The organism is Sporanaerobium hydrogeniformans (assembly GCF_002735925.1).
Taxonomy (GTDB): Bacteria; Bacillota; Clostridia; order Lachnospirales; family Cellulosilyticaceae; genus Sporanaerobium; species Sporanaerobium hydrogeniformans.
The window spans coordinates 31,915-55,555 of record NZ_PEDL01000015.1; the positions used below are offsets into that span (position 1 = coordinate 31,915).

19 protein-coding genes and 1 tRNA gene are annotated in these 23,641 nt (G+C 33.8%); 14 read left to right on the forward strand and 6 right to left on the reverse strand.

The window, feature by feature from the left end; all coding sequences use genetic code 11:
- The first annotated feature begins 23 nt into the window (after positions 1-23).
- Positions 24-1,439, forward strand: coding sequence for a Sapep family Mn(2+)-dependent dipeptidase (locus CS063_RS12660; RefSeq protein WP_099450076.1), 1,416 nt, complete (start codon positions 24-26; stop codon positions 1,437-1,439).
- Between the two features lie 89 nt (positions 1,440-1,528).
- Here CS063_RS12660 and mscL read toward each other — a convergent pair whose 3' ends face one another.
- The gene (gene mscL, locus CS063_RS12665; RefSeq protein ID WP_099450077.1) at positions 1,529-1,963 is read right to left on the reverse strand and encodes a large conductance mechanosensitive channel protein MscL; all 435 of its coding nucleotides are present in this window, start codon (positions 1,961-1,963) and stop codon (positions 1,529-1,531) included.
- 375 nt (positions 1,964-2,338) lie between these two features.
- On the opposite strand from mscL, the gene CS063_RS12670 reads away from it, so the two are divergent.
- Both CS063_RS12670 and CS063_RS12680 read left to right on the forward strand, forming a co-directional pair.
- Positions 2,339-2,863 carry a Rad52/Rad22 family DNA repair protein gene (locus CS063_RS12670; protein WP_099450078.1) on the forward strand — a complete coding sequence of 175 codons (525 nt, stop codon included), beginning with the start codon at positions 2,339-2,341 and terminating at the stop codon, positions 2,861-2,863.
- A gap of 314 nt (positions 2,864-3,177) precedes the next feature.
- Positions 3,178-3,384: a hypothetical protein gene (locus CS063_RS12680; RefSeq protein WP_099450080.1), complete on the forward strand. Its 207-nt coding sequence runs from the start codon at positions 3,178-3,180 to the stop codon at positions 3,382-3,384.
- A 232-nt stretch (positions 3,385-3,616) separates the two neighbouring features.
- Here CS063_RS12680 and CS063_RS12685 read toward each other — a convergent pair.
- The 4 genes from CS063_RS12685 to CS063_RS12700 all read right to left on the reverse strand — a co-directional run bounded on the left by CS063_RS12685 (position 3,617) and on the right by CS063_RS12700 (position 7,025).
- Positions 3,617-3,689, reverse strand: a tRNA-Pro gene (locus tag CS063_RS12685).
- A gap of 113 nt (positions 3,690-3,802) precedes the next feature.
- On the reverse strand, positions 3,803-4,924 hold the full coding sequence (locus CS063_RS12690; RefSeq protein ID WP_099450081.1) for a DHHW family protein: 1,122 nt from the start codon (positions 4,922-4,924) through the stop codon (positions 3,803-3,805).
- 13 nt (positions 4,925-4,937) lie between these two features.
- Positions 4,938-6,323, reverse strand: a complete 1,386-nt coding sequence (locus CS063_RS12695) for an MBOAT family O-acyltransferase (protein WP_099450082.1) — start codon at positions 6,321-6,323, stop codon at positions 4,938-4,940.
- 9 nt (positions 6,324-6,332) lie between these two features.
- Positions 6,333-7,025, reverse strand: coding sequence for a DUF4358 domain-containing protein (locus CS063_RS12700; RefSeq protein ID WP_099450083.1), 693 nt, complete (start codon positions 7,023-7,025; stop codon positions 6,333-6,335).
- Positions 7,026-7,229: 204 nt separating this feature from the next.
- On the opposite strand from CS063_RS12700, the gene gshAB reads away from it, so the two are divergent.
- From gshAB to CS063_RS12740, 8 genes are all read left to right on the forward strand, one after another.
- Positions 7,230-9,554 (forward strand): bifunctional glutamate--cysteine ligase GshA/glutathione synthetase GshB, encoded by a 2,325-nt coding sequence (gshAB, locus tag CS063_RS12705; RefSeq protein WP_330401017.1) that lies wholly within the window; start codon positions 7,230-7,232, stop codon positions 9,552-9,554.
- A gap of 198 nt (positions 9,555-9,752) precedes the next feature.
- The gene (locus tag CS063_RS12710; protein ID WP_099450084.1) at positions 9,753-10,097 is read left to right on the forward strand and encodes a DsrE family protein; all 345 of its coding nucleotides are present in this window, start codon (positions 9,753-9,755) and stop codon (positions 10,095-10,097) included.
- A 366-nt stretch (positions 10,098-10,463) separates the two neighbouring features.
- Entirely contained in the window at positions 10,464-13,991 is a 3,528-nt protein-coding gene (gene nifJ / locus CS063_RS12715) for a pyruvate:ferredoxin (flavodoxin) oxidoreductase (RefSeq protein WP_099450085.1), read from the forward strand.
- Between the two features lie 237 nt (positions 13,992-14,228).
- The gene (locus tag CS063_RS12720) at positions 14,229-15,116 is read left to right on the forward strand and encodes a DUF4405 domain-containing protein (RefSeq protein WP_099450086.1); all 888 of its coding nucleotides are present in this window, start codon (positions 14,229-14,231) and stop codon (positions 15,114-15,116) included.
- A gap of 433 nt (positions 15,117-15,549) precedes the next feature.
- Positions 15,550-16,569 (forward strand): TRAP transporter substrate-binding protein, encoded by a 1,020-nt coding sequence (locus tag CS063_RS12725; RefSeq protein WP_099450087.1) that lies wholly within the window; start codon positions 15,550-15,552, stop codon positions 16,567-16,569.
- A 3-nt stretch (positions 16,570-16,572) separates the two neighbouring features.
- Positions 16,573-17,055, forward strand: a complete 483-nt coding sequence (locus CS063_RS12730; RefSeq protein ID WP_099450088.1) for a TRAP transporter small permease — start codon at positions 16,573-16,575, stop codon at positions 17,053-17,055.
- Positions 17,056-18,360 (forward strand): TRAP transporter large permease, encoded by a 1,305-nt coding sequence (locus CS063_RS12735; RefSeq protein ID WP_099450089.1) that lies wholly within the window; start codon positions 17,056-17,058, stop codon positions 18,358-18,360. It abuts the gene before it with no gap.
- A gap of 187 nt (positions 18,361-18,547) precedes the next feature.
- A complete protein-coding gene (locus CS063_RS12740) occupies positions 18,548-19,735 on the forward strand; it encodes an alanyl-tRNA editing protein (protein ID WP_099450090.1) in 1,188 nt (395 codons plus the stop codon).
- 83 nt (positions 19,736-19,818) lie between these two features.
- Here CS063_RS12740 and CS063_RS12745 read toward each other — a convergent pair whose 3' ends face one another.
- Positions 19,819-20,007, reverse strand: a complete 189-nt coding sequence (locus CS063_RS12745) for a ferredoxin (protein ID WP_099450091.1) — start codon at positions 20,005-20,007, stop codon at positions 19,819-19,821.
- A gap of 241 nt (positions 20,008-20,248) precedes the next feature.
- On the opposite strand from CS063_RS12745, the gene CS063_RS12750 reads away from it, so the two are divergent.
- The 3 genes from CS063_RS12750 (at position 20,249) to pyk (ending at position 23,572) form a co-directional block, all read left to right on the forward strand.
- Positions 20,249-21,385 carry a sodium ion-translocating decarboxylase subunit beta gene (locus CS063_RS12750; protein ID WP_099450092.1) on the forward strand — a complete coding sequence of 379 codons (1,137 nt, stop codon included), beginning with the start codon at positions 20,249-20,251 and terminating at the stop codon, positions 21,383-21,385.
- Between the two features lie 12 nt (positions 21,386-21,397).
- Positions 21,398-21,538: an OadG-related small transporter subunit gene (locus tag CS063_RS17675; RefSeq protein WP_180270788.1), complete on the forward strand. Its 141-nt coding sequence runs from the start codon at positions 21,398-21,400 to the stop codon at positions 21,536-21,538.
- 294 nt (positions 21,539-21,832) lie between these two features.
- A complete protein-coding gene (gene pyk, locus CS063_RS12755; RefSeq protein WP_099450093.1) occupies positions 21,833-23,572 on the forward strand; it encodes a pyruvate kinase in 1,740 nt (579 codons plus the stop codon).
- Positions 23,573-23,641 lie beyond the last annotated feature (69 nt).

Consider the following 23,641-nt stretch of genomic DNA (forward strand, 5'->3'; position numbering starts at 1 on the left):
AGCATAAAATAAGGAGGTATAGCATGTTTAACAATTTTATAGGTAACCATACACAAGAAATGATTGAAAACTTAATGCAGCTTATTAATATTCCAACTGTTATGGGGGCAAAGGAAGAGAAGGCTCCCTTTGGAAGAAATATAGCACAAGGATTAGACTATATACTAAGTTTAGCAGAAAAATGGGGGATGCAGGTTAAAAATTATGAGGGGTATGCAGGCGAAATTACTATAGGAACAGGAGACTACAGGGTGGGTATCCTTTGTCATATAGATGTTGTAGATGCTGGAGAAGGATGGGAAACCCCTCCCTTTAAGGCAACTATAAAGGATGAAAAAATTTATGGACGAGGCGCTATAGATGATAAAGGGCCACTTATCAGTTGTTTATATGTCATGAAATATTTAAATGACCACCAACTTATTCCACCTTCAACTTCTTTACGAATGATTATCGGTACCAATGAAGAAGAGAATTGGGAGGGGATTCAATATTATGTTGCCCATGCTCCTATTCTTCCTCATGTCTCTATTGTTCCAGATGGTAATTTTCCAGCAATCTGTTATGAAAAAGGACTACTTGATTTTAATTTAATCTCTAAACACCCAAGTGACGCTCGTTTACCTATTCAGCTCATTTCTATAGAGGGGGGCAATGGTAGGAATGTTGTTCCAGGTAAATGTATGTGTCAGCTTAAAGTAAGTTCTGAAGTTTTTTTAAAAGAACGCATTGAAGAACGTTTAGAAGCATTGAAACATACTCAGATAAGCTATGAACAAGGATTACTAACCATTGAGACATCAGGTAAAAGTACGCATTGTATGACACCTGAAAAAGGGCGTAATGCCATTGCTTTATTGATGCATGCTTTATATGAACTAGGTCCTCTTTTTTCTCACCATGAAATGGTAAAGAGCTTTAAGCACTATATTGGCAAAGAATATAATGGGCAGTCGTATGGGTGTGGTTTTGAAGATGCTTTATCAGGTAAATTAACTTTTAATATTGGTAAGATTTATTTAGATAAAGATAGCCTTATTATGGAAGCTAATCTACGTTATCCTGTTTCTACCCCTTATGAAGTAGTTAAAGAAGCTGTAGAGCAAACATCCTTAAAAGCAGGCTTTGAGTATAATCAAATAGATCATCTAGCTGCTATTTGTATGGAAAAGGATGCACCACTTATGACCTGCCTCTTAAAAGCTTATCGAATGATTACAGGGGATGAAATCAGTGAACCTTTATCTATAGGGGGTGCAACCTATGCAAGAGCCATTCCAAACGCCGTAGCTTTTGGTCCCTTACAACCCTATGAAGAGGAGTTAGCACATGAAGCGAATGAATATTTGAGCATCGACAGTTTATTTAAAATGACTGAGATATATGAAAGGGCACTAACTCTTCTTTTAAATGAACCTATTGATAGGGCAAATCTTTAACCTCTTTAGGTATTTTAGAGAGTAGCAAAAAAGACATCCTTTTATCGTAAAGGCTGTCTTTTTACATACCGCTATTAAAGTTATCTCTATTAAACTATATCACCTGTACAATAAGGACACTTAGTAGCATCAATATGAATATCTGAAATGCAATGAGGGCATTTTTTCGTTGTTGGAACTACTATTGTATTTTCAGATTTTCTAAGTTTATTCATCCATTGCACTAATAAGAATACAACAAATGCCATAATAATAAAATCAATAACACCTGTTATAAATAAGCCATAATTTATTGTTGCAGTTTCTGCACTTTTAGCTGCTTCTAATGTTGCATATTTTTTTCCATCAAGTGCTATAAACAAGTTTGTAAAATCAATTTTATTTGTTAGGATACTTAATACCGGCATGATAATATCCTTTACAAGTGAATTAACTATTCCGCTAAAAGCACCTCCAATAATAATACCTATTGCAAGATCAATCATATTTCCTTTTAACGCAAATTTCTTGAATTCTTTTAACATTTCGCTATTCCTCCTCATAGATGATTTTAATCTTCCCTCAACAATAATATACTGTTTTAATCCATCTATCAATATTATTTAATCAAAAAGCAATGCAGTATAAAGAAGAAAAAACATAATATTGATAAGGGTACTATAAGAATGACAAGCTAAGGTAATGTGTCCATCTAAAGGTAGATATTGACAAGCGGAGTTATAAGTACATAGATTGTTTAACCTATACTCATACTAAAAGAAAAAGATGCTAACACATACTTTGACTTTTTGAGGATAAGCGTTCAAAAAGGTTTGAAAAGATAGTAAATGTAAAGAGAATTATATCTATCAGAAATGGATTTATGTACTAAGAAATAAATTAAAAAAGGGGATATTTTGATGCAATTTAGAAAGTTAGAACCTAAAGAGATTGAGTGTAGGGTGCAATTAGTTAAAGACAATGGACTCGTTTTATTACTCTATAAAGATGCAAGATGTGATATGAATATACTTGATGAAACGGTAGGAGCAGATAATTGGCAACGGCGCCATGAGCTAGTAAACGGAAACCTTTTTTGTAATGTAGGTATACGTTTTGAGCGTAAGGATGGTTTGGGAGAATGGGTTTGGAAACAAGATGTAGGCTCCGAAAGCAATACAGCGAAAGAAAAGGGGCAAGCAAGTGATAGTTTTAAGAGAGCTTGTTTTAACTGGGGTATAGGAAGAGAGCTATATACAGCACCTTTTATATGGATTAGTGCAGTAGATTGTAATATTAAAGAGTATAAAGGCAAAAAAATATGTAATGATAAATTTGCAGTTGAAAAAATAACTTATGACGGATCAGTTATTGATGGACTATCTATTATTAACCAAACAATAGGCAAGAGAGTATTCTTGCAAAAACCAAAGGGAGATAAGTAAGAGTGAGCGTAGCAGCTAATAAAATAAAAAAGCGTAAGCATCCTTTGAATGCCAATGGAAACTTACGTTTTTTAATTTTAGATAATCGGAGTGACGTGACTACTACTCATCATCCCTGTTGTGCTCTTCTTTTTAGACAGAGAGATTTTAGCTGCAAAATAGATAGGACAATAAATAAATGAATAGTTTTAGTAGGACCAGGTGCAAGTATTTGGTCTTATTTTTATCGCACATAATTACAAAATGCAACACTCCTAAAGTGATATACTGTATAAATAGTCTATAAATTTTAATTAAACAAGGAGTGAAAAAGAATGAGTAAATACAATTCTTTATGGGAATATGTACAGAAAAACGGAAATCAGTCATTCAAATTAACTTTTAATGAAATTAAGGATATTGCCGGAATACCAATAGACCATTCCTTTTTGAAGTATAAGAAAGAATTGGCAGAATACGGTTATCAAGTAGGAAAAATATCTATGAAAGAACAGACAGTCGTTTTTAATAAAATTGACTAATCAATTCCAGTTTATTGTAATAAATAGCTGCTTAAGCTAGCAATTAAAAAGATAGTTTTAGGAGGGCCAGGTTATGCCTGGTCTTATTTTTTTGTTTAATAATAGAGCAGTTTTTTATAGTGATATTTACAGTAAAAAATATTTCAATCCGTTTCCAAAATGAAGAAATAAAAAGTAGACAAGTCATTGATATACAAGGGCTTGTCTACTTTTATCAGTCTACTTCTAATAATCGGAGTGACGTGACTTGAACACGCGATCTCTAGACCCCCAGTCTAGCGCCTTACCAGCTAGGCCACACCCCGATAGTTGAATGCCTAATCATTATATACTAAATACTAAAAGGTTGCAACTGTTATCTTTAAATTTTAGAGGATAATAAGGCGTCCTTCATATCACTAGACAGACGCCTTACCTATTAGTTTCTAAGTAAGCTGAGTTTACCTTCTCCACTAAAGTTTTGAATATTATAGAGGAAGAGAATATCTTCAAAACCATTTTCAGTAGCGTAGCTTTTTAGGGGCATATTTAAAAAGCGCAAATCAAGCACATGGATTTCTTCATAGTGATGCGTGAGAAAGGGGATCAAGCAGTTAGCATAAGAATCTTTAATAAGCATAAGCTTTTTACCATTATTTATAGAGCTTTTAATTGTAATAATAGGATGATTGTTATCTAAGAATACACTGTATTTATCTTTAGATTTAAGATGGGAGTATTCATAGAGTGTATCTGTTACTCTGTTTTCTGCTACATAAGTTACCTCAAGCTGTGGGGGATTTTTGAAATGGAAAAGCTGAAGGTTATCAGGCTGAGCAAAGGTGAAGTTTCCCTTACTAAAGAGTGAACCATAAAAGGAACTACTGGCATTGATAATATCAAAATCATTTAATTCTAAAGGGGTAAAACCTAGTTCATGGGCTAAGGTACGATAGCTGTAATAGGCCCCTAAGGTAGTCCAGTGATGGTCTGTTTTATAATAAATAGGTTCATTTTTCTTAGCAAGAAGAGTCTCAAGAACAGGGATAACTTTTATATCGCCTGAAAGGAGAGTAATAAAGTCTTCTAAATACCTTCCTTCATCATAAGGTGTAGCAAAGGGAGGAAGCTTATCTTCGAGTATTTTGGTAGAAGTAGGAGCAAGGAGTAAAGTCACATTAAAGTGTTTGGCAAAATCGTTAATATAGGTTGCATTTCGCTTTGCAAGCTCCATATCTGGTTTTATGAAGTTCTGAATAAAATAATGATCCTTTCCAATATAAACACCATTATTGTCTTTCTTTTGAAGAGTACGTTCTGAATAGGCCTTCATTGAGATAAAGTGATTTCTAAAAGGAAATTGGTCAGCGATATATTTTTCGAAATCTTTACTAAAGTCACCGCTAAAAAACTTTTCTTGAGAGAAGCTAGGCAATAAACTAAGGTTACGGTTTTCTAATTCAGAGAAGGCTTTATCCTTCCCTAAAAGTTGAAAAACGAAAAAGCTAAAAATATAAAGTAGAAATAAAAAGCCTACTGTGTAAGATAATTTATTTTTCATGATGGTATCTCCCTTAAAATCGAAAATATAAGAAAGGGTTAAAGGTAGAGTCTACGAGATATGCAGTACTTAAAACTAAAACAGCCAGATAAAAAACAGAGAGAATACTAGCATTTAAGCGTTTCTTTAAACGACTCATAAGTGGTGTTGCAAACAAAATAGACACTAGGAGAATAAGAGCATAGTTATTTATCTGATAAAGGGTAGAGGTATTAATAAAGACATCTACACCTATACCAAACATCACTTTGAGATAATCTAAAGCTTGTTCTAAAGTATCTAGAGAGAAAAAGACCCAACTTATTAAAACCACTAATAATAGATAAAAATGTGAAAAAAAACTAGGGAGTTTTTCTAAAGCTTTTAAAAGGAAACTACGTTCCAAAATCATAAGGAAGGCAAAAAAGAGCCCCCATAAGATAAAATTCCAACCTGCTCCATGCCAGAAACCTGTTAAAAACCAAACAACTAAGAGATTAAAGTAGAAACGTGGTTTACTTACACGACTTCCACCCATTGGAAAGTAAACGTACTCTCTAAACCAGCTTCCTAAGGTGATATGCCACCTTCTCCAAAATTCAGAAACACTTTTGGAGATATAGGGATAGTTAAAGTTTTCGGGGAAGTTAAAGCCCATCATATAACCAAGACCTACAGCCATATCTGAATACCCACTAAAATCAAAATAAAGCTGCAAGGCAAAGGCAATCATACCAAGCCATGCCCCAACTAAAGACAATTCGCTAAAGGCTGCCGCTTTAATTGTCTCCCAAAGCATACCGATATTATTAGCAATGAGTACCTTTTTTCCAAGTCCTTCAATAAAACGTATACTTCCTAAGCCAAATTTTTCCCAAGTTGTAATGCGATGGTTGAGCTGCTTTTCTACAGTAGCATAGGTAACAATGGGCCCTGCGATAAGCTGTGGGAACATGGCTACGTAAGCACCAAAAGAAATGATATTTTTTTGAACTTCAATTTTTTGGCGATAGAGGTCAATGGTGTAGGACATGGTTTGAAAGGTATAAAAGGATATTCCAATAGGAAGAGCTAACTTTAAAAGCCCTAGGTTTGTACCTAAAGCACCATTTAGGGTTGTAATAAAGAAATCTGAATATTTAAAGAAGCCAAGTAGAGAAAGATTGGTGAAAATAGAAACCATAAGACCTAGCTTAGGAAGCCATTTATGCTCTCTAAAATGAGCAATGAAGTAGCCACAACTGTAGTCTAGTACAGTGGAAAAAAGCATAATGAGAACGTAAATAGGTTCTCCCCATGCATAAAAAAAGAGACTAGCTAAAAAGAGTATAAGATTTCTTAATTTTTTAGGTACTATAAAATAAATACCTAAAAAGAGTGGCAAAAAAATAAATAAAAAAAGTAAACTACTAAAGACCATATTTTCACCTTACTTTATAAGTGCATTAAAATTTTTAACGATAGTATCTACAGCTTCTCCATCTATAACAAATAATATGTAATTCCCTTTAGTTACAGTTTGACGTGCATCAAAGGCTTCTTGAAGAGAAGGATAGAGGAACATACCCTCTGTACGTTTTTCAATGCCGTCAAGAACAGTTTGTACATCTTTACTATCTTTAACTTCAAATACAGCGTATTCATTAATTTGAGAAGACATAAGGGGCATTGTTACTTTATAACTCTTAAGGATAGAGGCATCAATACCATACCAATCTTTAAGCATTGTATCATCCAGTGTATTTTGTCTAGGTATTTCTAAATCAGATAAGACTTTATCATAGATTTCTGATGCACTTAAAGAAGAAACTTCTGGCAGAGGGGTTTCAGGTGTAGCTTCCGGTGTAGGGATTGGCTGAGTTTTTTCAGGTTTAGTTATAGGCTTAGATGCTTCAGGTTTACTGGTGTTAGGTTTAGAAGTCTGAGGTTTAGTAGAAGCCTCAGGTTGAGCTGTATTGGGAACTTCCTCTGTTGGAGGTTTGGAGGTAGATTGTTCAAGTGCAGGTGTTTCAATAGCTGGTGTTTGCTCAGGGAGATCAGAAGTTTTTTCAGAGCCACAGCCTGTTAGTAGAACACCTCCTATACTCAGGATTGTAAATAACATAATAAAATGTTTTTTCATTGGACATCTCCTTATCTTTTACATAAAATGATTTTATTCAACAATTAGACGGAGTTAATAAGTAAAAAGTTCCAATTATCTTCATATAACTAGAAGTTACATGTTTATTGTGGAGAAAGGATATGATACTATAAGTTAAATCAATTAAATAACTAAAGAGAAGTACCCCTAATAAAAAAGATAGAATAATTGATTTGGGAGGAAATGGAGGAAAGCGAATCTATGCTTCGACAATTAAAAACATTATTTATAAAAGAAGAATTATTAAGTGGTGATTTTGGAATAGAAAGAGAGAGTTTAAGGACAACAGCACAAGGAACTCTTGCTCTTACCAATCATCCGGAAGTTTTTGGTGATAAATTGACCAATCCCTATATTACTACAGATTTTTCAGAAAGCCAGGTAGAGCTTATTACACCTACCTTTAAGACAACTAAGGAGGTTTATGACTTCTTAAACGGATTGTATGATATTACTGCTCTTGAGATAGGTGATGAATATTTATGGCCTCAATCCATGCCTTGTGATATTCCAGAAGATGAGCATATTCCTATTGCAAAGTATAAAAACTGTAGAGAGTGTGAAAAGGCACGTCTTTACCGCGAAGAGCTATTTAAGAAATATGGAGGTAAAAAACAACTTATTTCTGGTATACATTTTAACTTTTCTTTTGAAGAAAGTTTTATCTTAAGACTCTATAATGCACAAAGTGAAGAAAAAGATTATAAGCTTTATAAGAATCAACTTTATCTTAAAATAGTGCGTAACTATTTACGCTATAGATGGCTTATGATTTACCTTATTGGTGGGGCACCCATTGTTCATGATACCTATAATAAAGAATGTAAAAAGAAACTTCAGAAAATTGGTGAAGATAGTTATACCAATCTAGGAGCTATTTCTTATCGGAATGGAGAATGTGGTTATCAGAATCAAGTGGATTTGTTTCCTGACTACACAAGCATTACAACTTATGTTAAGAGTATTGAAGACTTTGTGAAGCAAGAAACCATTCAAAGCTATAAAGAGCTATATACTCAAATTCGTCCTAAAGCAAAAGATAATGAAAATCTTTTGGAGTCCTTAGAGGAAGAAGGAATTCGCTACATTGAAATTCGCAGCATTGATATTAATCCTTTTGATAAAACAGGGATTGCACTAGAAGATTTAGAGTTTCTTCATCTTTTTATGTTGTATTTACTTACTAAAGAAGAAACTGCTTATGAGAAATGGCAAGAAGAAGCCTTGTTTAATCAAAGACAGATTGCTAAAGAAGGTCTTCAAAATGTGAAACTAAAAAGAGAGGGTGAGACCATTAAAAGTGTAGAATGGGCAAAAACCCTTCTCAATGAAATACAAGTGCTCAATGAGATATTAGGTCTAGGTAAGGAAGCTTTAGTGTTGCAAATGCTAGAGAGAGTCATGCAACCAGAAAAAACCTATGCCTATCGCCTACTAAAACGCGTAGAAAAAGAAGGTTACTTACAAACTCATTTAGCTTTAGCTAAGGAGTATAAAAAGAGTGCTTATGCCAATCGCTATAAATTACAAGGTTACGAAGATATGGAACTTTCTACTCAAATCCTAATGAAAGAAGCGATTAAAAGAGGGATTAAAGTGGAAGTTTTAGACCGTGCAGATAACTTTATAACTCTTTCTAAAAAAAATCATATCGAATATGTAAAACAAGCTACCAAGACTTCAAAAGATAGTTACATGACTATGTTAATGATGGAAAACAAGGTAGTAACTAAAAAAGTTTTAGAAAGACAAAATATCTGTGTACCAAAAGGGGTAGAAGTTACCTCTAAAGTGCAAATATCCTTAGCTACGAAAGAATTTGTCAATAAACCTGCAGTTGTAAAACCTAAATCCACTAATTTTGGAACAGGGATTAGTATTTTTCCAGAAGGAGCCAGCGAGGGAGATTTAATAGATGCACTTCATATTGGATTTGAACATGACAATACTGTATTAATTGAAGAATTTGCAAAAGGAAAAGAGTATCGCTTTCTTGTTATAGACGATCAGGTAGTAGGTATTTTGCACCGTGTACCAGCTAATGTAAAAGGAGATGGTATTCATAGTATTAGGGAGCTAGTAGCGCTTAAAAATCAAGATAGCTTACGTGGGAAAGGGTATAAGACACCACTAGAGAAAATCCAATTAGATGAAAGTAGTAGTTTATTTCTTAAACAGGCTGGTTTAACCTTTGAGAGTGTACCACAGAAAGATGAAGTAGTTTACTTGAGGGAGAATTCCAATATCAGTACGGGTGGAGATAGTATGGACTATACAGACAAAATACCTCAATGCTTTAAACAAATTGCAGTTCAAGCGGCACAAGCAGTAAGTGCAAAAATTTGTGGTGTAGATATGATGTTAGAAGATTATAGGGATGAAAATACACCCTATTCAGTTATTGAGTTAAACTTTAATCCAGCCATTCATATTCATTGTTTTCCTTATAAAGGGGAAGAAAGAAATATTGCTCAACATATTTTAAAGGTTTTAGGGTTTGTTGACTAGAATGAGGCGAAAAGATGTTTTAAACTTAAGATTTCTTTTCTATAAAGATTAATAAGAATTAAAAAAATGATTTATTTTTAAAAATTAAAAAATACTATATAAGTATATAAAAATAAGGTATAATAAAGAGGAGCAAAGTATGGACTTTAAGTCATTGCATAATAAGGACCTTTGAAGAAAAGAGAAGGGGGAATTATGATGAAAACAGGAAAAAAATTAGTGATACTTTGGACAACGGATAATCCTATTACATCTGAAAAAATGGTAATGCTTTATGCTATTAACAGTGCAATTGGTAATAGGTGGGATGAGGTAACTGTTATCATATGGGGAGCGTCTGCGCAGTTAGCAGCTACAAGTCCTTTAATACAAGATAAAATAGAAGCAGCTCTTCATCATGGTGTAAAGGTAGTGGCTTGTAAAGGTGTAGCTCAACAACTTCAAGTAACGGATAAATTGACTTGGTTGGGAGTGGAAGTGAAATCAGTAGGTGACTTATTAACAGATGCCCTTCAGCAAGGTTATAGTGTACTAAGTGTCTAATAAATAGCAAAAAAGAACAAGTATGTTAAAATTAAAACAAAATGAAAAAATAAAAATAATTAAGAAAGTATATAAGCTCTCAGAAATTTTTAGAGAGCTTATTTTATTTTTATAAAATATTTGCATAACCAAAGAGGATAAAAAAGCATAAAACTGTAAATCCTAATTCTTGTTAAAAAATATTTGGTGAATATTGTATACATGAGTTTACAGTTTTAATAAAATAGTGTAACATAGAGTTAATTAAAGATTTAAAATTATATTATTTCAAGACATTGATAATTATTAAACAATGCTAATAAATTTATAATTTTAAATTGAATTTTTTAAAAATTACATAAAAAATATACAAAGGAGATTAAGAAAATGGCAAAACAAATGATGACTGTAGATGGTAATGCTGCTGCGGCTTATGTAGCTTATGCGTTTACAGAAGTAGCAGCAATCTATCCAATCACTCCCTCTTCAAATATGGCAGAAAATGTTGATGAATGGGCTGCACAAGGTAGAAAAAATATTTTTGGACAAACTGTAAATGTTGTAGAAATGCAATCAGAAGCGGGTGCTGCTGGTGCTTTCCATGGTTCACTTCAAGCAGGTGCGTTAACTACTACTTTTACTGCCTCTCAAGGTTTACTTCTTATGATTCCTAATATGTATAAGGTAGCTGGCGAATTATTACCAGGTGTATTCCACGTAAGTGCACGTGCTCTTGCAGCTCAAGCTCTTAGTATTTTCGGTGATCACCAAGACGTTATGGCTACAAGACAAACAGGTTGTGCAATGCTTGCTACAGGCTCCGTACAAGAAGTAATGGATCTTGCTCCTGTTGCTCACCTTGCAGCTATTAAAGGTAGAGTACCATTCGTACATTTCTTTGATGGATTTAGAACATCTCATGAAATTCAAAAAGTAGAAGCTCTTGAGTATTCAGATTTAGCAGCACTTGTAGATCAAGAAGCACTCAAAGACTTTAGAGATAGAGCCCTTTCTCCAAATCATCCAGTAACTCGTGGTACAGCTCAAAACCCAGATATTTACTTCCAAACAAGAGAAGCTAGTAATAAATTTTATAACAATCTTGTGCCAATAGTGGAAGAATATATCAATAAGATAAATGCTTTAACAGGTAGAAACTATGGTTTATTCAATTATTATGGTGCTGAAGATGCAGAAAATATTGTAATAGCAATGGGATCTGCGACAGAAACCATTGAAGAAACCATTGATACTCTTAATGCACAAGGTGCAAAATATGGTATGGTTAAGGTACACTTATATAGACCATTTTCAGTGGATCACTTCATGGCTGCTATTCCAAAAACTACTAAGAGAATTTGTGTATTAGATAGAACAAAAGAGCCAGGTTCAATTGGTGAACCATTATACTTAGATGTGCGTTCTGCATTCTATAACAAAGAAAATGCACCACTTATCATTGGTGGACGTTATGGTCTTGGTTCAAAAGATACGACACCTACTCTTATTAAAGCAGTATTTGATAACCTTGCAAGTGAAAATCCAAGGGATCAATTTACAGTAGGTATTGAAGATGATGTAACGAATACATCACTTGAAATAAAAGATACACTTAAGATTGCTGCAGCAGGTACAATCAGATGTAAATTCTGGGGACTTGGTTCAGATGGTACTGTTGGTGCTAATAAACAAGCTATCAAAATCATTGGTAACCACACAGACAAATATGCTCAAGCTTATTTTGCGTATGACTCTAAAAAATCTGGTGGAGTAACTATCTCTCACTTAAGATTTGGTGATACACCTATTCGTTCAACCTACCTTATTGATGAGGCAGATTATATTGCTTGTCATAACCAATCTTATGTTCATCAGTATGACGTATTAAAAGGCCTTAAAAAAGGTGGAGTATTTGTTCTTAACTGTATCTGGGATCAAGCAGAACTTGAGGCAAATCTTCCAGCTGCAATGAAACAATACATTGCTCAAAATGATATTCGCTTCTATACAGTAAATGCAACTAAGATTGCTGGTGAAATTGGTCTTGGAAATCGTATTAATATGGTTATGCAAGCAGCTTTCTTTAATCTTGCTAACATCATTCCACAAGAAGAAGCTATTAAGTATCTTAAAGATGCTGTAGTTAAAGCTTATGGTAAAAAAGGTGAAAAAGTTGTTAATATGAACCATGCAGCCATCGATAAAGGTATCGAAGCAGCAGTAAAAATAGAAGTTCCAGCTAGTTGGGGAGCAGCAGTAGATGCACCTAAAGCACCAGTAGATGAACCAGAATTCATTACAAACATCTTAAGACCTATGAATGCTCAAGAAGGAGATAGCCTTCCTGTAAGTGCTTTTAATGGCATTGAAGATGGGACCTTCCCATGTGGTACAGCTGCTTATGAAAAACGTGGTATTGCTGTAAATGTACCAGAATGGATTCCAGAAAATTGTATTCAATGTAATCAATGTGCTTATGTCTGTCCACATGCAACAATTAGACCAATGCTTCTAACAGAAGAAGAGCTTCAAACTGCACCAGAAGCTTTTGTAACAAAGAAAGCTGTGGGTAAAGGCTTAGAAGGTCTAGCATATAGAATGCAAGTAAGTACAATGGATTGTACAGGTTGTGGCAACTGTGCAGATATCTGTCCAGCTAAAACAAAAGCGCTTGTTATGAAACCACTTGATTCACAAACAGAAGTACAAATTCCTAACTGGGAATATGCGATAAAGAAAGTAACTCCAAAAGAGGATTTAATGCCAGCGACTACAGTTAAAGGTAGCCAATTCAAGACACCACTTATTGAGTTCTCAGGTGCATGTGCTGGTTGTGGTGAAACACCTTATATTAAACTTGTTACTCAACTTTTTGGAGATCGTATGATGATTGCTAATGCAACAGGCTGTTCTTCAATTTGGGGTGGTTCAGCACCAAGCACACCATATACTACAAACTGTAAAGGACAAGGTCCATCATGGGCGAATTCATTATTTGAAGATAATGCAGAGTTTGGTTTTGGTATGGCAGTAGCTGTTAGACAAATGAGAAATAAATTAAAAGAATTAATGACAGAAATAGTTGCTTGTGATATTGATGAAGCAGCTAAAGAAGCTTTCACAGAATGGATAGAAACAATGAATCTTGGTGAAGCTTCAAAAGTAGCTACAGCAAAAGTAATGGCTATTCTTGAAAACAATACAATTACAGATGAGAAAGCTAAAGAATTATTAGCTGAAATTGAAGATAAGAAAGACTACCTCGTTAAACGTTCTGTATGGATGCTTGGTGGAGATGGTTGGTCTTACGATATTGGTTATGGTGGTCTTGATCACGTATTGGCATCTGGAGAAGATGTGAACGTATTAGTATTTGATACAGAGGTATATTCTAATACAGGTGGTCAATCTTCAAAAGCTACACCAACAGCTGCTATTGCAAAATTTGCGGCATCTGGTAAAAGATCTCGTAAAAAAGACCTTGGTATGATGATGATGTCTTACGGTAATGTATACGTTGCACAAGTTGCCCTTGGTGCAGACAAAAACCAATTAATGAAAGCTGTTCTTGAGGCAGAGGCTCATCAAGGACCATCTATCATCATTGCTTATGCACCATGTATCAACCATGGTTTAAGAGAAGGTATGGGACGTACAATTGCTAATGAAGAACAAGCAGTTAAATGTGGTTACTGGCACTTATATCGTTTCAATCCAGCATTAGCTGAAGAAGGTAAAAACCCATTCAGCTTAGACTCTAAAGAGCCAACAGAAAGTTTTAGAGACTTCATCATGGCTCAAGTAAGGTACTCTGCTCTTGCAAAACAATTCCCAGAACAAGCAGAAGAACTTTTCACAATAGCAGAAGAAAATGCAAAAGCAAGACTTGCTTCCTACAAAAGACTTGTTGACTAATAAATAATAAAAAAGGATTACTCCCAGTTTGGAGTAATCCTTTTTTATTTGAATACTTTTGTGAAAAAAACTTCAACTAAATATCATGTACTTATCACATAGCGCTATTAAAATACAATCTAAGAAGAAAAAATGAATAAGAGTAGTGAATTAAATAAAGAAATAGGAGTAGAAAAAGTTATTAGTGAGTAGCTGAAGAATTTTAAACATTTAAATTAGATACATAGGGGGATGTAGATGAAAAAGAAGATAATTATAAAAATAGGATTAGATTTTATTATGGCTATACTATTTATTCTTATGTTTAATAAAAGAGTACTAGGCATGTCTTTTCATGAAATAGGCGGTTTAGTGGTTTGTGTTATGTTTATAGCCCATCAGCTTTTAAATTGGAAATGGATTGTAACAGTAACTAAAAAAATAACAAGTAAAGACTTACCCTCAATAGTGAAAATAAATTATTTATTAGATATACTCCTTCTTATAGTTATGTGTGCAATCGCTTTAAGTGGCATATTTATTTCTAAAATCTTATTTCCTAATTTTACTATACAGGGTAGCACATGGAAAATAATTCATATATCTGTAGCTGGGATAGGATTAGCGCTTGTAGGTATTCATCTTGGCTTGCATTGGAGATTTATTATAAGTATATTGGGAAAGAGATTTAAAAATACGTTTAGTATACCTTTAAGAAAAGGAGTATGTGGGGTTACAGTAATAGTATGTATAGTTATAGGGAGTTATAGTATAGTAACTTCTAACTTTACAAGATGGTTGATGATGCCCTTTACCACGAGCCAAATGAGAGGGGAAAGGACATCACTTACAGATAGAGATCAGTCTATAACAGAAGAAAGGCATTTTACTCAAAATGGGCAAAGTAAATCAGGAGAAAGAGGACAGAGTGAATTAAAGAGAAAAGAAAAAAATCAAAGAAAGGAAAGTGTTGATGGAGAACAAAATAAACATGAAGGAAAAAAATCAAATGAAAGTATGGATATAAGCATAGGAACTTTATTACAAACGTTAATAACCTTTATGTCAATTATGTCACTATTTACAATTACAACTTACTATATTGAAAAAATAATAAGAAAAACAAAGTTAAAATCTAAAAATTAAATCAATAGTTAAAAGGGGTTTTCTGTTAAAGAAGATCTCTTTTTTAATTTAATAAAGGATAATTTTAAAAATAAATTGTTTAAAATTAGTTTGGTAGATATTAACAATTTATTACTGAAAAACATGGGAATACTAATCTACAAAGCATATTATATTTAAGACTTAGCTTATAAATAAGCTTTGTATAATATTTAACTAGTCAATTCATTAGGTTTCATTCTTTCGTTTAAGGTCAAAGTTAACAAAAAATAGTTTAACAAATAAAAAGGGTTACTGACTTTTTACAACACATTTTTCAAACTAATGGCAATAATGAGCTAAAAATGACACGAAATGTAAAAAAATGAATTGACTTACATTACATAGTATGTTAACATTGTAACGTACTAGTATATTAGCTAGGATTAGAAAACCATTTTCTAGGGGGTATATAATGAACAGTTTTATTAAAAAAGGAATGGCATTACTGCTTACAGTACCTATGGTGTTTGCCCTAAGTGGATGTAATCTTGCCAATAATGGTAAACGTATTATTCGTATTTCACATTCACAGTCTGAAGCTCATCCAGATCATGTAGGGTTATTGGCTTTTGAAGAGTATGTAGAATCTAAACTCGGAGATAAATATGATGTTCAAATTTTCCCTAACGAGTTATTAGGTTCATCAGTAAAAGCTATTGAGCTTGTACAAACAGGTGCTATTGATTTTGCTATTGCGAGTACATCAAACCTTGAAACATTTGATGATATTTATCAAATTTTTACCATGCCTTACCTATTTAACAGTGTAGAAGCGTATCATGCCGTAATGGAGAATGAGGAATTAATCAGTGGTATTTTTAGCTCTACAGCTGAATCTGGTTTTGAAGCAGTTGCATGGTTTGAAGCAGGAACAAGAAATTTTTATGCAACATCACCTATTAAAACAGTAGAAGATTTAAAAGGTAAAAAAATCCGTGTACAGCAAAGCCCTGCTAATGTACGTATGATGGAGTTATTTGGTGCAGCAGCAACTCCTATGAGCTTTGGTGAGGTTTATACTGCTATTCAATCAGGTGTTATTAATGGTGCAGAAAACAATGAGCTTGCCTTAACAAACAATAAACACGGTGAAATTTGTAAATACTATACTTACAATCAACACCAGATGGTACCAGACTTACTGATTGGTAACCTCCGTTTCTTAGAAGGTTTATCTCCAGAAGAGAGACAAATATTTGATGAAGCAGCTAAAATTGCAACACAAGTAGAGCGTGAAGAATGGGATGAGCAAGTTGCAGTTGCTAAAGAGCAAGCTACAGAAATGGGTGTACAATTCTTTGAAACAGATATTGAACCTTTTAGAGAAAAGGTACTTCCATTACACCAAGAACTTTTAGCAGCAAATCCAAAACTTCAACCTATCTATGATCACATTCAGGCGATTAACAATCAAGTACAGGAGGCAAAATAGGCAATGCAAACTATAAGAAATATTCTTGATAAAGGATTAGGAGCTATTTGCGCAATTTTATTTGTCTTTATGACAGTTGTAGGGACTTATCAGATTGTCACACGATATGTTTTTAATTCACCTAGCACTGTTTCAGAAGAGCTTTTAACCTACTCATTTACTTGGATGGCTATTTTAGCAGCAGCTCTTGTATTTGGTATACGTGACCATATGAGAATGTCTTTCTTTGCTGACAAGTTTACAGGTAAAAAAGCTATTTACTTATCTCTTTTTTCAGAAGTACTCGTATTTATTTTCTCAGCAGTAGTGCTTGTATATGGTGGAATAAACATTACACGCCTTACCTTAACACAAGTGACTGCATCTTTAGGTATTCCAATGGGATATGTATACATGGTAGTACCAATTGCTGGTATTATTATTCTAATTTACAATGTTCTTAATATGATGGATATTGTTGGACAATTAAATGAGGGGAGAAAATAAATGAGTATTGCATTAGTATCAGGCTTAATTATTGCGGTAGTATTAGTTGTTTTATTACTTTTAGGTGTACCTATTGCTATTTCAATAGGGGTATCTTCACTATTAGCCATTTTACCTACTTTAAACTTTGATGCTTCTGTGTTAACAGGTGCACAACGTATATTTTCAGGTATTTCAGTATTCACATTAATTGCCATTCCATTTTTTATCCTAGCAGGTAATATCATGAATCGTGGTGGGATTGCAATTAGACTTATTAATTTTGCAAAAGTTTTAACCGGTGGAGCTCCAGGTGCTCTTGCTCATACTAATGTTGTATCGAATATGTTATTTGGTGCTATTTCTGGTTCAGGGGTAGCGGCAGCTTCTGCCATGGGGTCTATTATTGGACCGGTTCAAGAAAAAGAAGGTTATGATCGTGATTTTTCAGCAGCAGTTAACATTGCATCTGCACCAACAGGTCTTCTTATTCCTCCTAGTAACGTTCTTATTACTTATTCTCTTGTAAGTGGTGGTACTTCTGTAGGGGCTCTATTCATGGCTGGTTATATTCCAGGTATCTTATGGGGACTTGGATGTATGGTTATTGTATACTTTATGGCACGTAAAAGAGGGTATCGTAGTACTGCACGTGTAACAATGAATCAAGCATTTCGTATTTTCTTGGAAGCCATACCAAGTTTACTACTTATTGTTATTGTTATTGGTGGAATTGTAGGAGGTATTTTTACAGCAACAGAAGGTTCTGTTGTAGCCGTTGTTTACAGCCTAATTCTTTCTCTATTCTTTTATAAGACAATAAAATTAAAAGAATTACCAGAAATTTTTAGAGAAAGTGCAAAAATGACAGGTATTATCGTTCTTCTTATTGGAGTATCTAGTATCATGTCATGGGTTATGGCTTTTACAAGAATTCCAGAAGCTATTTCTGCAATTCTATTAAATATCACAAGCAATAAGTATATGATTATTCTTATTATTAATATTGTATTATTATTTATAGGTACATTCATGGATACAACTCCAGCTGTACTTATCTTTACACCTATTTTCTTGCCTATTTGTCAACAGTTTGGTATGTCAGCTATTCAGTTTGGTATTATGCTTACCTTCAACTTATGTATTGGTACCATTACACCACCTGTTGGAAACATCCTATTTGTTGGAGTTAAGGTTGCCAAGACGAAGATTGAAAATGTTATAAAAATGGTTATACCTTTTTATGCCATTATTATAGCTGTATTAATGCTCGTAGCATTTATACCAGGTGTATCTATGTGGTTGCCACAGCTTATGGGCTATTAAGAAAAAGTCAGTATTTTTAGGTAAAACAAAATTTTAAATTATTAAAATCTTAAAAAGGCCTCATACACAGTTATTTAGAGAATTGTGTAGGAGACCTTTTTAGCATTGTTTGTATAGTTCTTGAGTGGTGTGTTTTTGTTAAAGAAGAAGTGCTATAATATAACTTATAAATAAAGAGGTGAAGTAAATGACAAAGAAGTTATTTTATGAAGATGGTTATTTAACGCTTTTTGAAGCACAGGTTATAGCTTGTGAGACACATTCAGAAGGTTATAGTGTCGTATTGGATAAAACTGCTTTTTATCCAGAAGGAGGTGGACAGCCTTCTGATACAGGTACACTAGGTGAAGCTAGAGTAAATTATGTTTTTGTAAAAGAGGGTATTATTTATCATATAGTAGATAAAGCTTTAGAGGTTGGTACAAAGATAAAGGGTAACATAGATTTTAATAGACGTTTTGATTACATGCAACAACACACGGGAGAGCATATTATCTCAGGCCTTGTAAATCAGCTTTATGGCTATAATAATGTAGGTTTTCACTTAAGTGAGGAGTATATGACCGCTGACTTTGATGGTGAATTAGCTAAGGAACAAATAAGTGAAATAGAAAGACGTGCTAATGAGGGGATCTATAAAAATATTAAAGTACTTACTCAATTCTATCAAAAAGAAGATATAGAACAGCTATCCTATCGTTCTAAAATAGAATTGCCAGGTGAAGTTCGTCTTGTGACTATAGAAGGTTATGATAATTGTGCCTGCTGTGGGATACATGTAGCTTACACTGGTGAGGTGGGAATGATTAAGATTATCTCAGCAGAGCGCCATCGTGGAGGAATGCGTTTCACTATACTTTGTGGGAAGCGGGCACTTAAGGGGTATACTAAAAAACAAGAAATCATAGCTGAACTAATGGGTCTTCTTTCAACAAAAGAAGATTTATTGCCTACTTATATAAAAAAGCTTCAAGAAGAATTAGGAGCTACAAAACAAAAATTAGCTAGCTACAGGCAACAAGCTTTAGAAATGAAAGCAAAAGAAGTGGCAAAGGTAAAGAGTGGTCCTATCTGTTTACTGGAGGAGGAGCTAGTAGGGGAAGAGGTTCGTAAGATGTGTCTTGCTTTATGCGAAGAAACAGATGAAGTATGTCTTGTATTAAGTGGGGAAGGGGAAATGCTCAGATATGCTTTAGGGGCAAAAGGAAAAGATGTACGTTCTTTATGTAGAGAATTAAATAAAGAATTTAGTGGAAAAGGTGGGGGACAGCAAGAATTATGTCAAGGGAGCTTAGTAGGGACTTTTGAGACAATAAAGGATTTTATAGAGGGACGGCTACTACGTTGTATGGATGAAAAGAGAGAGGGTATTTAATAGAAAATAAAGCTACATAACTAAGCAAACGTTTTAAAACGAGCTTTATTTATGTAGCTTTATTTTATTTATTAGGACTTTTGTTATTCTACGGTAATAGCGGATACAGGGCAAGAGTCAGCAGCTTCCTGTGCAGTGTCTTCTAAATCAGTTGGAACTTCTGGCACAATTGCATGAGCTTTCCCATCATCATTGAATTGGAAAACCTCAGGACAAAGAGAAGGACAAAGACCACAACTAATGCAAGTATCTTGATCAACTTTTGCTTTCATAAGTAAACTCCTTTCTATTTATAAGCGATTATAGTTAGTATAAACCATTCTAGGAAAAACATACTTTATAAATTTTATTTGATTAAAAACAAGGTTATATTATAGAGATTGGATGTTATTTATTTTATTTATAAATAGGATTTAAAACATAAATGTATCAATGTATTGAATAGTATAAATATATATATTACTATTCAGGAGAATAGGCCTTAGAATAAAGGCATATAAGGAGGAGTAGAAGATGGGGTTTTTAATAGAGGGAGTGATGGCGGTCACATGGCAACAAGTACTGATGTGGGTGATAGGTGGTTTACTGATTTATTTAGCAATAGGTAAGAATTTAGAGCCAGCACTATTGTTACCTATAGGCTTTGGGGCGATCTTGGTAAATATTCCTTTTTCTGGTGTACTTAATCAGAATTTGTCAAGTATCGGAAATGTGAATGGTATTATTCAGTGGTTATTTGAAGTTGGTATAGAAGCTGCGGAAGCTATGCCTCTTCTTTTATTTATCGGTATAGGAGCTATGATTGATTTTGGACCACTTCTTGTTAATCCCAAGCTTATCTTATTTGGAGCAGCAGCTCAATTTGGTATCTTTGTGGTTATAGTACTTGCAACTTTATTAGGCTTTAGTTTTAGAGATGCAGCCTCTATTGGTATTATAGGAGCAGCAGATGGACCAACCTCCATCTTAGTTTCTCAGGTTTTAAAAAGTAATTACGTGGGGACGATTGCTGTAGTAGCCTACTCTTATATGGCACTTGTTCCTATTGTCCAACCAATGGCGATTAAGCTTGTAACAACAAAAAAGGAAAGGCAAATAAGGATGACATATAATCCTAAGAAGATTTCTAAGCTGACACGTATACTTTTTCCTATTATTGTTACACTGATTGCAGGTTTAGTAGCACCAGCATCTGTAGCTTTAGTAGGTTTCTTGATGTTTGGAAATCTCATTCGTGAATCAGGGGTACTTAAATCTCTTTCTGAAACAGCTCAAAATGAATTTGCAAATATTATTACCTTACTTCTAGGTATAACTATTGCAGCAACAATGAAAGCTGAACAAATTGTCAACATTCAAACATTAATGATTATGGCACTTGGTTTACTGGCTTTTGTTTTTGATACAGTGGCAGGTGTTCTTTTTGCTAAACTACTTAATCTTTTTAGCAAGGAAAAGATTAATCCTATGATTGGAGCAGCAGGAATTTCAGCATTTCCTATGTCAGCACGCGTGGTACAGAAAATGGCTACAGCAGAAGACAAACAAAACTATTTATTAATGCAAGCCATAGGGGCAAATGTATCTGGGCAAATTGCATCCGTTATAGCTGGTGGTGTGATCTTAAGTCTAGTACCTACATTTATTTAGGGAGGGAAACAAATGAATTTAGTAAATGAAATAAATGCGCTTATTTTAATGGGAAAAGGAATGTTGGCTATTTTCACAGTAATTATAATTATCTTTATTATTATTACGGCACTCATTAAATTTTTACCTAATGAACCCACTGAAAAAAATTAGAAATAGCTCCATTAATTTGAGATATTGCTATAATTGCGTAATATTTATTTGAAATTTAAAATATTTGTTTAATTTGTCAGAAAAAAAGCAGCTATCGATATTGAATTTACATAAAATCTTGATATAATAGAATATAGAGTAAGTGAACATAATAAGGGCTTACAATTTAAGATTTAAAATGATTGCATAAGTGTTGCTCAATATGAAGAGTATATACTTATAAAAGAATTCCTATCAAAAGTTTACATGATAGATGAAATAGCAATCTAACATATATGTACTGGAGAGAACAACATGAGAAAAACAAAAATTATCTGTACCCTTGGTCCATCTACCGATAACGATGAAGTATTAAAGCAATTAATGATTTCAGGTATGAATGTAGCACGTTTTAACTTTTCACACGGTACTCACGAAAGTCATAAGAAAAATTTTGATCGACTTGTTAAATTAAGAGAAGAGCTTAACTTACCAATAGCTGCTTTACTTGATACAAAAGGTCCTGAAATTCGCATTGGTCAATTCACTGAAGGGAAAATTACACTTACAAAAGGTGATATTTTTACTCTAACAACAAGACAAGTAGAAGGAACAAAGGATAGTGTCAGTGTTAATTACAAAGATTTTGTAAAAGATATTACTGAGGATTCAGTTATTCTTTTAGATGATGGTCTTATTGAACTTACTGTTTCAGAGATTAGACAAGAAGAAGTTGTATGTAAGGTTATGAATAGTGGTATCCTTTCTAATAATAAAGGCGTTAATTTACCTAATACTCGCCTTTCTATGCCTTATCTTAGTGAAAAAGATAGATCAGATATTATCTTTGGTATTCAAACAGGCTATGATTTTATTGCGGCTTCTTTTGTAAGGTCGGCACAGGATATATTAGATATTCGTGCAATCCTTGAAGAACACAATTGTCATACACTTAAAATTATTGCTAAGATTGAAAATAGAGAAGGTGTAGATAATATTGATGAAATTATTCGTGTAGCTGATGGGATTATGGTGGCTCGTGGTGACATGGGTGTTGAAATACCAGCAGAAGAAGTACCAGCTCTTCAAAAAATGATTATTAAAAAAGTATATAGTGCAGGGAAACAAGTTATTACAGCTACACAAATGCTTGACTCTATGATGAAAAATCCACGTCCAACTCGTGCAGAAACCAATGACGTAGCCAATGCCATTTATGATGGTACAAGTGCTATTATGCTTTCTGGTGAAACAGCTGCAGGACTTTATCCAGTGGAAGCACTTCAAACTATGGCACGTATTGCACTGCATACAGAAAATGACATTGACTATATTAAGCGTCTTAAAAATAGAATGGATCATGAAGCAGCTAATGTAACAAGTGCTATTTCATATGCAACTTGTACAACAGCTCATGATTTAGGAGCAAGAGCAATCATTACTGTTACAAAATCAGGTAGAACAGCACGTATGATTTCTAAGTTTAGACCAGTACCACCTATTCTTGGCTGCACAACAAGTCCAAGTGTTTATCGTCAAATGAATCTTATGTGGGGTGTAACACCACTTCTTATTAACGAAGAAACTCAAACAGAAGCAATCTTTGAACATGCAGTAGAAGCTGCAGAAAAGGCAGAGCTTGTTGAAAGTGGTGATCTTGTAGTTATTACAAGTGGTGTACCATTAGGTGTATCAGGAACAACTAATATGATTAAAGTAGAAGTAGTTGGTAATATTCTACTCTCAGGAACAGGTATTACACATAAAACTGTTTCAGGTCCTCTTTGTGTATGTGAGGAAGAGGAGGAAGTGGAAAAAAAGTTCAATGATGGTGATATTTTAGTAGTACCTTATACCAGCAATAAAATTCTTCCTCTTTTAAAAAGAGCAGCAGGTGTGATTACAGAACAAAGTGGATTGAATTCACATGCGGCGATTGTAGGATTAGCACTTGATATTCCTGTTATTGTAGGTGCTCATAATGCAACTCAAATCCTTAAATCCGGTGCTATTGTAGAAGTAGATGCAGTAGCAGGAACAGTTGTGGCAAATTAACAAATAAAAAAGCTATTGTGATATTCCATAAGTTTATCTTAAGGAATACGCAATAGCTTTTTTTGGTTT